General features: G+C 62.4%; 11 protein-coding genes, 1 tRNA gene and 2 pseudogenes. 11 read left to right on the plus strand and 3 right to left on the minus strand.

Features of this window, described 5'->3' with window-relative positions:
* Together AHiyo1_RS01175 and AHiyo1_RS01180 are read left to right on the plus strand one after the other, a co-directional pair.
* On the plus strand, positions 1-802 hold an 802-nt coding region (locus tag AHiyo1_RS01175), incomplete at its 5' end, for a sensor histidine kinase (RefSeq protein WP_172465464.1).
* A complete protein-coding gene (locus AHiyo1_RS01180; protein WP_059387347.1) occupies positions 799-1,470 on the plus strand; it encodes a LuxR C-terminal-related transcriptional regulator in 672 nt (223 codons plus the stop codon). The genes AHiyo1_RS01175 and AHiyo1_RS01180, both read left to right, overlap by 4 nt.
* A gap of 145 nt (positions 1,471-1,615) precedes the next feature.
* On the opposite strand, the pseudogene AHiyo1_RS01185 reads toward AHiyo1_RS01180, so the two are convergent.
* A pseudogene (locus tag AHiyo1_RS01185) lies at positions 1,616-2,844 on the minus strand (pyridoxal phosphate-dependent aminotransferase).
* Between the two features lie 336 nt (positions 2,845-3,180).
* On the opposite strand from AHiyo1_RS01185, the gene AHiyo1_RS01190 reads away from it, so the two are divergent.
* The 9 genes and pseudogenes from AHiyo1_RS01190 (at position 3,181) to rplL (ending at position 9,676) form a co-directional block, all read left to right on the plus strand.
* Positions 3,181-3,253 (plus strand) — tRNA-Trp (locus AHiyo1_RS01190).
* A gap of 81 nt (positions 3,254-3,334) precedes the next feature.
* Positions 3,335-3,616: a preprotein translocase subunit SecE gene (secE, locus tag AHiyo1_RS01195; protein WP_059387348.1), complete on the plus strand. Its 282-nt coding sequence runs from the start codon at positions 3,335-3,337 to the stop codon at positions 3,614-3,616.
* 114 nt (positions 3,617-3,730) lie between these two features.
* Positions 3,731-4,558 (plus strand): transcription termination/antitermination protein NusG, encoded by an 828-nt coding sequence (gene nusG, locus AHiyo1_RS01200; protein WP_059387349.1) that lies wholly within the window; start codon positions 3,731-3,733, stop codon positions 4,556-4,558.
* Positions 4,559-4,687: 129 nt separating this feature from the next.
* Positions 4,688-5,119, plus strand: a complete 432-nt coding sequence (rplK, locus tag AHiyo1_RS01205; protein ID WP_018773647.1) for a 50S ribosomal protein L11 — start codon at positions 4,688-4,690, stop codon at positions 5,117-5,119.
* Positions 5,120-5,291: 172 nt separating this feature from the next.
* A pseudogene (rplA, locus tag AHiyo1_RS01210) lies at positions 5,292-6,061 on the plus strand (50S ribosomal protein L1).
* A 48-nt stretch (positions 6,062-6,109) separates the two neighbouring features.
* On the plus strand, positions 6,110-7,186 hold the full coding sequence (locus AHiyo1_RS01215; protein WP_059387350.1) for a GNAT family N-acetyltransferase: 1,077 nt from the start codon (positions 6,110-6,112) through the stop codon (positions 7,184-7,186).
* Positions 7,165-8,316 carry a GNAT family N-acetyltransferase gene (locus tag AHiyo1_RS01220; RefSeq protein ID WP_370872614.1) on the plus strand — a complete coding sequence of 384 codons (1,152 nt, stop codon included), beginning with the start codon at positions 7,165-7,167 and terminating at the stop codon, positions 8,314-8,316. Before AHiyo1_RS01215 ends, AHiyo1_RS01220 begins: the two co-directional genes overlap by 22 nt.
* A 301-nt stretch (positions 8,317-8,617) precedes the next feature.
* Positions 8,618-9,223, plus strand: a complete 606-nt coding sequence (gene rplJ, locus AHiyo1_RS01225) for a 50S ribosomal protein L10 (RefSeq protein ID WP_059387352.1) — start codon at positions 8,618-8,620, stop codon at positions 9,221-9,223.
* 75 nt (positions 9,224-9,298) lie between these two features.
* Positions 9,299-9,676 (plus strand): 50S ribosomal protein L7/L12, encoded by a 378-nt coding sequence (gene rplL, locus AHiyo1_RS01230; protein ID WP_059387353.1) that lies wholly within the window; start codon positions 9,299-9,301, stop codon positions 9,674-9,676.
* A gap of 131 nt (positions 9,677-9,807) precedes the next feature.
* Here rplL and AHiyo1_RS01235 read toward each other — a convergent pair whose 3' ends face one another.
* Together AHiyo1_RS01235 and AHiyo1_RS01240 are read right to left on the minus strand one after the other, a co-directional pair.
* Positions 9,808-10,275, minus strand: coding sequence for an aminoacyl-tRNA deacylase (locus tag AHiyo1_RS01235; RefSeq protein WP_059387354.1), 468 nt, complete (start codon positions 10,273-10,275; stop codon positions 9,808-9,810).
* A gap of 51 nt (positions 10,276-10,326) precedes the next feature.
* The coding region (locus AHiyo1_RS01240; RefSeq protein WP_113990526.1) for an acetyl-CoA C-acyltransferase at positions 10,327-11,062 on the minus strand (736 nt) is incomplete at its 5' end.

The raw sequence follows: 11,062 nt of genomic DNA on the forward strand, positions 1-11,062 counted from the left end.
GGCGGACCAAGCCGGTGGCTGGGTCCGCCTTGCTGCGGGCCTGGCCCTGGTGGTTGCCGGGGTGTTGGTCATGGTGTCCGGTTCCGGCTCGTGGGAGCAGACCTGGCTCGCGCTGCTGGCTTCCATCGCGGTGCTGGGCGGCGTGGCCTTGGTGCTGCTGCCGTGGGGCTTGAAGTTCTGGAAGGACCTTGAAACTGAGCGGGCAGCGCGGGTTCGCGAGACCGAGCGGGCCGAGATTGCCGCCCACTTGCACGACTCGGTACTGCAGACGCTCGCCTTGATCCAACGCCGTGCCGGTTCGGAACAGGACGTGGTCCGCCTCGCCCGTGCCCAGGAGCGTGAACTGCGCACCTGGCTGTACCGGGACGCCGCCAAGGATTCGGGGCTCCTCGCGGAGCGGATTGCCGCAGCCGCAGCCGAAGTGGAGGACGCCCACGGACATCCGGTCGACGTCGTCAGCGTCGGAGACACCGCCATGACGGACAGGCACGAAGCCCTCGTCCTGGCGGCCCGGGAGGCCATGCACAATGCTGCCCGGCATGGCGGCGGAGCCGTGTCCGTCTATCTCGAGACTTCCGACACCGGCAGCGAGGTTTTCGTCAGGGACCGCGGACCCGGCTTTGACCCGGATGCCGTCCCGGAAGACCGGCTCGGTGTCAAGGAGTCAATCGTCGGACGGATGAAACGCCACGGCGGCACTGCGGTCATCAGCAGTAGTTCCGAGGGCACCGAAGTACGCCTGAAACTGCCCGTCGAGAACGCCGACAAAGCAGAGAACCGAAACGGAGAAGCCAAAGTATGAACGCCCTATCAGAGCAAGTAACGCGGAAGGTTCGCGTGGTGATCGTGGACGATCACGCCATTTTCCGGTCCGGGCTGAAGGCCGACCTCGATTCGCGGATCGACGTCGTGGGCGAGGCCGGAACAGTGGAACAAGCCATCGCCGTGATTGCCGAGGTTCAGCCGGAGGTGGTGCTTCTTGACGTCCACTTGCCCGGCGGCCTTGGCGGTGGCGGCCGGGAGGTCATCAGTGCATCCTCGGCGTTGCGCGGGAGCACGAGCTTCCTGGCCTTGAGCGTCTCGGATGCCGCCGAGGATGTCGTGGCCGTCATTCGGGCCGGGGCACGCGGCTACGTCACCAAGACCATTTCCGGCCCGGAGATCTCCGACGCCGTGGTCCGCGTGGCCGACGGTGACGCGGTCTTCTCGCCGAGGCTGGCGGGTTTTGTCCTGGACGCGTTTGGAACTTCCCCGGCCGAGATCGCCGACGACGAGCTGGACCGTCTTTCCGCGAGGGAACTGGAAGTCATGCGTCTCATCGCCCGGGGTTACAGCTACAAGGAGGTGGCCAAGGAGCTGTTCATTTCCATCAAGACCGTGGAAACCCATGTCTCTGCGGTACTCCGCAAACTCCAGCTCTCCAGCCGCCACGAACTGACCAAGTGGGCCGCCGAACGCCGCCTCCTCTGACGCCCGCTCACCTATGGCGGGTTAAACCCCAACGCCCGCTCACCTGTGGTGGGTTAAACCCAAACGCCCGCTCACCTATGGCGGGTTAAACCCAAACGCCCGCTCACCTCTATCCCAAGGTGAGCGCGTTTGCGCGGGCGGAAGGCTACTTGGCCTGGCCGAGGAATTCCTGGAGGCGTCGAACGCCTTCGGCGAGGTCGTCGTCGCCCAACGCGTACGAGAGGCGCACGAAACCAGAGGGGCCGAAAGCCTCGCCCGGAACAATTGCGACCTCAACCTCGTCGAGGATCAGCGAGGCAAGCTCCGCGGACGTTGACGGACGGACGGGACCGTTCGACGTCGGGAATTCCTTGCCCAGCAGCCCGCGGACGTCGGCGTACACGTAGAAGGCGCCGGTCGGCGTCGGGCATTCCACACCGTCGATCGTGTTCAGTCCGGCAACGATCGCCTTGCGGCGGCGGTCGAAGGCGACCTTCATTTCGTCGACGGCGGTCAGCGGACCGGACACCGCAGCGAGGGCTGCGATCTGCATGATGTTCGAAACGTTCGACGTCGCGTGCGACTGGAGGTTGGTGGCGGCCTTGATGACGTCGGCCGCGCCGATCATCCATCCGACGCGCCATCCGGTCATGGCATAGGTCTTGGCGACACCGTTGAGGATGACCACCTTGTCGCCGAGTTCGGGAGCGGCAGTGGCGATCGAGGTGAAGGGGACGCCGTCGTAAGTCAGGTGTTCGTAGATCTCGTCGGTGACAACCCAGAGGCCCTTGGCCGCGGCCCATTTTCCGATTTCGGCCACTTGTTCGGCGCTGTAGACGGCGCCGGTCGGGTTGGACGGGGAAACGAAAAGCAGGATCTTCGTCTTGTCGGTGACCGCGGCTTCGAGCTGCTCCACGGTGACCAGGTAACCCTGCTTGGGTCCGGCGAAGACCTCGACGGGAACGCCTCCGGCCAAGCGGATTGCCTCCGGGTAGGTGGTCCAGAAAGGCGTGGGATGATGACTTCGTCGCCCGGATCAACCAGGGTGGCGAAGGTGTTGTAGACAGCCTGCTTACCGCCATTGGTAACCATCACCTGGGAAGCATCGACTTTGTAGCCCGAGTCGCGGAAGGTCTTGTCCGCGATGGCCTGCTTCAGCTCCGGCAAGCCGGCAGCGGGGGAATAGCGGTGGTACTTCGGCTGCGAGGCGGCCTCGACGGCGGCCTTGACGATGTAGTCGGGGGTCGGGAAGTCGGGCTCCCCGGCGCCAAAGCCGATCACGGGGCGACCCGCTGCCTTGAGCGCCTTGGCCTTGGCGTCAACGGCAAGGGTGGCGGACTCGGCGATGGCGGAAATTCGCTGTGAAATGCGGGCGGCAGGTATTCCGGCAGACATTAAAGCACCGTTCTTCGCGGGCAGCTCATGAGCTGGATGGTGGGATTCGACGGAATCTACTTTATGCTGTTCTGCGGAGCTATCGGGCTAACGTCTCGAAAGTGACAGTGCATGCTGATCAAACGAGCGCTGATCACACGAGGCTGATCGCGTGAGCGGGAAGGCCTGAACGCTCCGGAAATGGCCCGGTTCGACTATCGCGACGTTGTTGCGTAGACTGGTTCACCGGTGTTGAAAAACATCACAATGGTTCGCGCCCCAGATTGGCTCGGAATCCCGTGTTCTTGGGGATTCCTTGGCAATGATGGAGTGCGGCCAAATATGGATTCGTTCCATAGGGTAGTGGCGCAATTGGTAGCGCAGCGGTCTCCAAAACCGCAGGTTGCAGGTTCGAGTCCTGTCTGCCCTGCGCAAGCTGTTCCGGGTTTCGCTCGGAACAAGCGCAGCAACCATGACTCTGATCAGAGTCGGGTCAACGACGTTTGCATAGATGAGTGAGGATCAGGTGACCGAAACAGCTGCGAGCAGCTCGAAGGGCCGCCCTGCCAAGAAGTCCGATTCCGGACTCTTCGCTCGAATTGCTCTTTTTGTCCGCCAGGTAATTGGCGAGCTCAAAAAGGTGGTTGCCCCCACCCGCAAGGAACTGGTCAATTACACAGTCGTGGTGCTGGTGTTCGTGGCCATCATGATGTTGGTCGTCACCATCCTGGACCTGGCTTTCGGTACGGGAATCAAATGGGTTTTCGGCGCTACCGGCACCACGAACCACTAAGCGGATCGCTCCGCAAACCGCGTGAAATCCCCGGAAAATCAAGGGATTTCACAGGGTTTGCGGAATTGAGCCATTTAAATAGGCATGTTAGGCAATGAGGAAGCAGGAGACCAAGTGTCTGAGCAGGAGCTCGAGGTAACTGAGACTGAGCTGGATGGGCCCGCTGAAAGCACGGCTGACGCCGTGGAAGGATCCGAGGTCGATTCTGCTGCGCCCGAAACTGCCGACGTCGACGACGCCGACCAGGATGAGTTCGATGACGCCGAGTCCGATGACGCCGATGCGTCCGACGACGAGTCCGGCGCCGACGCCCTGGCCGCCGCTGCAGCCGTAGCGCCCGCCGACCCCGCCGAGGAGTTCAAGGCCAAGCTTCGCCGCCAGGAGGGTGACTGGTACGTCATCCACTCCTACGCAGGCTACGAAAACCGCGTCAAGGCCAACCTTGAGACCCGCATCCAGACCTTGGACATGGAAGATTACATCTTCGAGATCCAGGTGCCCATGGAGGAAGTCGTTGAGATCAAGAACGCCCAGCGCAAGATCATCAACCGCGTTCGCATTCCGGGCTACGTCCTCGTCCGTATGGACCTGACCGACGCATCCTGGGGCGCCGTCCGCCATACCCCGGGTGTCACGGGCTTCGTGGGCAACGCACACAACCCGGTCCCGCTTCGCCTCGATGAGGTCTTCTCCATGCTGGCCCCGGTCTTCGAAGAGCAGCAGGCCGAAAAGGGCAAGCCGGTCAACAAACAGCACCAGACGCCCGTCGACATCGACTTCGAGGTCGGAGAGTCCGTCATCGTCAAGGAAGGTCCGTTCGAGACCCTTCCCGCCACGATCTCCGAGATCAAGATGGATTCCCAGACGCTTGTGGTGCTGGTGTCGATCTTCGAGCGCGAAACCCCGGTTACGCTCGCATTCAACCAGGTCACCAAGATCTAGTTGATCCAAGAATTTCGCCCCGCGGTTGCCCGCTTAGCAGCCACGGAGCGGTCGGTCGCCTTGCCATGGCGGCCACAAACCTGAGGCACGCTCCTGTGTCCTAGGAAGTTATTGAGAGAAGGACCTACATTGGCTCCCAAGAAGAAGGTCACCGGCCTCATCAAGCTGCAGATCCAGGCAGGTGCCGCCAACCCGGCCCCGCCGATCGGTCCTGCGCTTGGCCAGCACGGTGTCAACATCATGGAATTCTGCAAGGCGTACAACGCTGCCACAGAAGCCCAGCGCGGAAACGTTATCCCGGTTGAAATCACGGTCTACGAAGACCGCTCGTTCACCTTCATCACCAAGACCCCGCCGGCTGCAGAGCTCATCAAGAAGGCTGCAGGCGTTGCGAAGGGTTCGGCCACGCCGCACACCGTCAAGGTTGCCAAGCTGACCCAGGCACAGGTTAACGAGATCGCCACCACCAAGATGGAAGACCTCAACGCCACCAGCCTTGAGGGCGCTGCCAAGATCATCGCCGGCACCGCACGCTCCATGGGCATCACCGTCGAGGGTTAATTCCCTCACCGCTTCATGCGTCTGTTTTGGGAAACTGACGACGCCGGGTAGCACCGCCGGGAAACCGGCACCATTGAAATATTGAGAATGTTGGAGATCCACGCCGGATGTCCAACTGTGGCAGGGCCCAGCGCGGTCCGCAGACCACAACTGCACAAGGAGAATAAGCAGCATGGCAAAGCGCAGCAAAGCATATGAGGCAGCCGCAGCCAAGATCGAGGCAGACAAGTTCTACGCCCCGTTCGAGGCCATCAAGCTCGCCAAGGACACCAACCCGTCCAAGTTCGACGCCACCGTTGAGGTCGCTTTCCGTTTGGGCGTTGACCCGCGTAAGGCCGACCAGATGGTCCGCGGTACCGTCAACCTGCCGCACGGCACGGGTAAGACTGCCCGCGTCCTGGTGTTCGCAACGGGCGACAAGCTGAAGCAGCAATCGCTGCAGGCGCCGACTTCGTTGGTTCCGATGACCTGATCGAAAAGATCGCAGCCGGCTGGACCGACTTCGACGCCGCAGTGGCAACCCCTGACCTCATGGGCAAGGTTGGCCGTCTCGGTAAGGTCCTCGGCCCGCGTAACCTCATGCCGAACCCGAAGACCGGTACCGTGACCGCTGACGTCACCAAGGCTGTCAACGACATCAAGGGCGGCAAGATCGACTTCCGCGTCGACAAGCACTCGAACCTGCACTTCATCATCGGCAAGGTTTCCTTCGACGAACTGAAGCTGGCCGAGAACTACGCAGCCGCTCTGGAAGAGGTGCTTCGCCTGAAGCCGTCCGCTTCCAAGGGCCGCTACATCCAGAAGGCTACGGTCGCCACCACGTTCGGTCCGGGCATCTCCGTTGACCCGAACGTCACCAAGGTTCTCACCGAGCGTAAGCCGCCGGGAGCATCGACTCTGAAAGGACCGTCCGGCATTAGCCGGGCGGTCCTTTCGTTGTAGGCGAACCGTCACCTATCGCGGCCGGCGACCGCTGATTAGGCTGAGGGCATGACAGGCCAGGTTCCGGATTTCAGCATCCACGAGCTCCATCTGCCGGAGTCCCTGGATGGTCTGGACGGCAAGGTTTTCCGGGAGCTCTCATCCGTGATGGACGCCATGGTGCTGGAAACCTGGGGAAACCTGGAACGGGCGTCCTCGGCCCAGGCCCGGCTCGCCGGATGGCGCGATACCCCATACGCGGTATCGAGGCACGTCTTCGCCCGGGTGGACGGAAGGATCATTGGCCACGCGTCCTGCGAAGTTCCGCTCAAGGACAACATCCAAACCGCGTGGCTCGAGGTAGATGTGCTGGAGGGGTACCGCCGGTACGGAATCGGAACCGCGTTGCTTCGCACCGTAGAAGGCATCGCGAAGGCCCAGGGGAGGCACGTCCTGCAGGCGCACACCGAACACCCCATCGGCCTCGCAGGAGCAGAGGGAGTACCCGGGGGAGTACCCGACGTTGCTCCGGGAGCAGCCTTCTGCCTCAAGAACGGTTACACCTTGGAACAGGCCAGCAGATTCAGCACGTTGGACATGGACCACAACGCGGAATGGGCAAGGCTGGAGTTTGCGGCGCACTCCAAAGCAGACGCCGATTACGGGGTCCTTGCCTGGACGAACCGTTGCCCCGCCGAATACGTGGACCGCATGGCCGGGCTGATGGGCCGGATGAGCACGGATACTCCGGCGGGAGGCCTTGAGATCGAGGCAGAGGACTGGGACGCTGCCCGCGTCAGGCAACTCGAAGACACCATGCTTGCCGAGGGCCAGACTGCCCTCGTGGCCGCCGCACAAGACCGGAGGACGGGGGAGCTCGTTGCGTACACCGTGATCTACCTTGATCCCGCGAAGCCCGGGGTGGCCGAGCAGGACGATACTTTGGTGGCACCGCCGCATCGGGGCCATGGGCTGGGAATGCTCGTCAAACTGGCCAATCTGCGCAGGCTGCAGACGGAATATCCGGCCGTAGGGCGCGTCATGACTTTTAACGCCGAGGAAAACGAACATATGCTGTCCATCAACGTACAGCTCGGCTTCAAACCGGCCGGATACGACGGCGAATGGCAAAAGAGGATCAAATGACGAGCACGGTGGAGATCGGCCAACTCTGGATCCCGGATTCCCTTGACGCCGATGACGCAAAGGATTTCCTGGCCGCCGTCGAAGTCAGCCGCAGGGTCCGCATGCAGATCTGGGGCACGGACGATCTCGCGTACACGCCGTTGGAAAAACTGCTCGAACTCGGCGACCCTTACGAACGCCAGGTCATTCTCGTGGCCCGCGTCGACGGCCGCATTGTCGGTACGGTAGACATCGCGCTTCCCCTTGCCGACAACATGGACCTGGCCGAGTTCACCCTCGACATCCTTCCCGAATTCCAGCGCAGGGGCGTCGGAAGGCAGCTCCTGGAAGCTGCCGAGCACTTCGCCAGAAGCGAGGGCCGGACCATGATCATGGTGGACACGAACCATCCTGCCGAGTCCCTCCGGGGTGGTGCCGAAGGTCAACTCGTGCCTGGCAGCGGCCTGGGCTTCGTTCCCTTGGCCAGCCGCGAGGTCGATTTTGCCCGGCGTACCGGTTACACCCTGCAGCACATCGAACAGTTCAGTTCCTGCGCGCTCCCGCTGGATTCAAAGCTCGTAGCCGAGCTTGAGGCCGAAGCCGAAGACGCGAACGCCGGCCGTTACCAGGTCCACCACTGGACCGATCGGTGCCCCCAACAGTGGCTCGAAGCTGTGGCCGCCCTGGAGAACGCAGCCGGCGAGGTGGTGTCGGAAGGCAACGAGGCCCCGGAAGCCGAACAGCAGCAATTAGTGTTCGACGCCGGTGTGTTGCGGCAGGCGGAGGACGCCGCCGTCGCGCAGGGACGCCGAACGGTGGTCACCGCCGTCGAACACGTCGCCAGCGGGCGGATCGTCGGACTCACCACGATCGGGGTCCTGGCGCAACGCCAGGATGTCGTCTTCCAGGACGACACGATCGTCCTGCAGGAGCACCGCGGGAACAAGCTCGGGCTCCTCATCAAGGTCGCCAACATGCAGCGCCTGAGCGAACAGTTTCCCGACGCCCGCGTGATCTACACCTGGAATGCGCCGGAAAACCGGTACTTGCTGACGGTGAACAAGCAACTGGGATTCACCACGGCCGGGGTCACGGGGTTGTGGCAGAAGGAACTGCCGAACATGGGGCCGAGGGTCACCTCCTCCGAGTAGGCGGCGCGATTTGGCGATGCACTTGCCCGTCCCGTAAGCTTGAACTACCAAAGACCGTCGGTTGATGGGAATCCACTCCTCCGGGCACAGCTCAACTCTGTAGCTGCGTGCGGAAGAACCAAGTGGTTTCCTAGACGAAGGACCCTGACAAAGGGCGGCCGGCGCAGGTGAACGAAGCAAATCTCCATGATCATTGGATCGTGTTGAGCCAAGCCCCGTGCATCTGCGCGGGGCGTTTTTTAGTTGCAGCTCTTTTGAGCGGGGACCCGGAAAACCGGCTTTATTCCCCGGAAGGAGGGTTATGGCAACGCCTAGCAAGATCTCCGCAGTAGCTGAGATCACCAACGATTTCAAGGAATCGAACGCCGCTGTCCTGACCGAATACCGCGGGCTCTCTGTTGCACAGCTCAAGCAGCTGCGTGTTTCTCTCGGCCTGGACACCAAGTTCTCGGTCGTCAAGAACACCCTGACCGCCATTGCAGCCAAGGAAGCTGGTGTCGAAGCATTCGACGGTCAGCTTGCCGGCCCCACTGCGATCGCATTCATCAAGGGTGACGCGGTTGCTGCCGCCAAGAGCCTGACGGACTTTGCCAAGGCCAACAAGCAGCTTGTCATCAAGACCGGCTACTTCGAAGGCAAGGCACTGAACGCAGCAGAGGTTGCCGCACTGGCAGCCCTCGAGTCCCGTGAGCTGCAGCTCGCCAAGGTTGCAGGCATCCTCAAGGCACCTGCTGCCGCGGCTGCTCGCATCATTGACGCTCTGCGCCTCAAGCTTGAAGAAGAGGGCGGCGCTGTAGCACCGGCCGCTGACGAAGCACCGGCTGCCGACGAGGCTCCCGCCGAGGCTGCTGCAGAAGAGGCTGCCGCTCCGGCTGAAGCCGCTGAAGCAGCAACCGAAGAGAACTAAGTTCTCCCCACTCAAACTGCGGTGCAGTAACGGACAACGTCCGTGGCAGCACCACCTATAGGAAGGACGCCAAACATGGCGAAGCTCAGCAACGAAGAGCTCATTGAAGCTTTCAAGGAACTGACCATCATCGAGCTCTCCGAGTTCGTCAAGCTCTTCGAAGAGACCTTCGAAGTTACCGCTGCTGCTGTTGCAGTCGCCGGCCCTGCCGGTGGCGCTGCTGCTGAAGAGGCCGAAGAGAAGACTGAATTCGATGTCGTCCTCGAAGCTGCCGGTGACAAGAAGATCGCAGTGATCAAGGAAGTTCGCGCCATCACCTCCCTCGGCCTCAAGGAAGCCAAGGACCTGGTTGACGGTGCACCGAAGGCTGTTCTCGAAGGCGCCACCAAGGAAGCCGCTGAGAAGGCCAAAGAGCAGCTCGAAGCTGCCGGCGCCACGGTTACTGTCAAGTAACTCGCGTTCGCGTTTTCAGGAAGCCCCGTCCGGATTCGTCCGGGCGGGGCTTTCCTGCATTTAACAGCAACGCGGGGTCACTTACGGCCCATTAGGTGCTGCCGGATGGGCCGTAAGTGACCCCGCGTTGCTCAGATGGGGTCGCTGATGTCGGCTACGATCGCGCCCAAGGCCTCAGTGAGGGAATCCGCTTTCACGAAAGCGCTGAATCCGTGTTCGCCTGCTCCCATGGAGATCCTGCGTCCGGCGATGCTGGCATCCGCATAGACCGGCCAGGGCTTCGAACTTCCCAGCGGCGTGATGGTGCCGCGCTCATAGCCGGTTGCCTCGAAAGCGATGTCGGCCGAGGGCATCGACAGCTTGTTGACGCCCAGGAGGGCGCGCAACTTGGGCCAGGAGATCTGCCGGTCACCCGGAACCAGCGCGAACAGGAACGAGCCGTCCCGGTGTTTGACCACAAGGGACTTCACGATGTCCGCCGGTGTGACCCCCATGATGCGGGCAGCTTCCTCAAGGCTGCTAGCCGCCGCCCGCTCTACGAGTTGGACGTCGAGTCCGCGTGCGGCCGCGTCAGCCAGGAATCGCTCAGTGCCCCGCATACATGCTCCATTTCCGTTCACGGCCACTCCGCCGCCGAACTCGCCGAATATCTAGTCGCGGTAGAGAAGCAGTGCTTCACCTTGGCCGCCGCCACCACAGAGCGCAACCGCCGCCTTACCCTTACCGCGGCGCTTCAGCTCGTGGGCCGCGTGGAGGGCCAGCCGCGCTCCTGAGGCACCGATCGGGTGTCCAATCGCGATTGCTCCGCCGTGCACATTGCACTTCTCCAAGGGATAGTCCAGGTCCTTCAAGGACTGTACCGCCACCGAACCGAAGGCTTCATTGATCTCGATGAAGTCCAGGTCGGCCGTTGTCCACCCAGCACGGTCCAGCGCATGCCGTATCGCGTTGGAAGGCTGCGAATGCAGGCTGTTGTCGGGTCCCGCCACCTGGCCGGGCTTGCCGACGACGGCAAGGTAGTCAAGGCCGTTCTCCTCGGCGAAGCGGCGGCTCGTGAGCACGAGTGCGGAGGCGCCGTCGGACAGGGGAGAGGAGTTGCCTGCGGTGATGGTTCCGTCGGTGGCAAAGGCGCCCTTCAAGGGGGCCAGGGTCTCGAGCGTGGTCTGCGGGCGGACGCCTTCGTCCCTTGTCAGCACCAAGGGTTCTCCCTTGCGCTGCTTGACGCTGATGGGGGTGATCTCGCCGTCGAACACTCCTTGCTCGGCGGCCGCGGCCGCACGCTGGTGCGAAGCGGCGGCCACTTCATCCTGGGACCGGCGGTCGATGCCCAGCGAGAGGCTCTTGATCTCGGTGGACAGGCCCATTGACTGGCCATCAAAGGCGTCG

The sequence above is a fragment of the Arthrobacter sp. Hiyo1 genome (assembly GCF_001263615.2).
GTDB lineage: Bacteria > Actinomycetota > Actinomycetes > Actinomycetales > Micrococcaceae > Arthrobacter.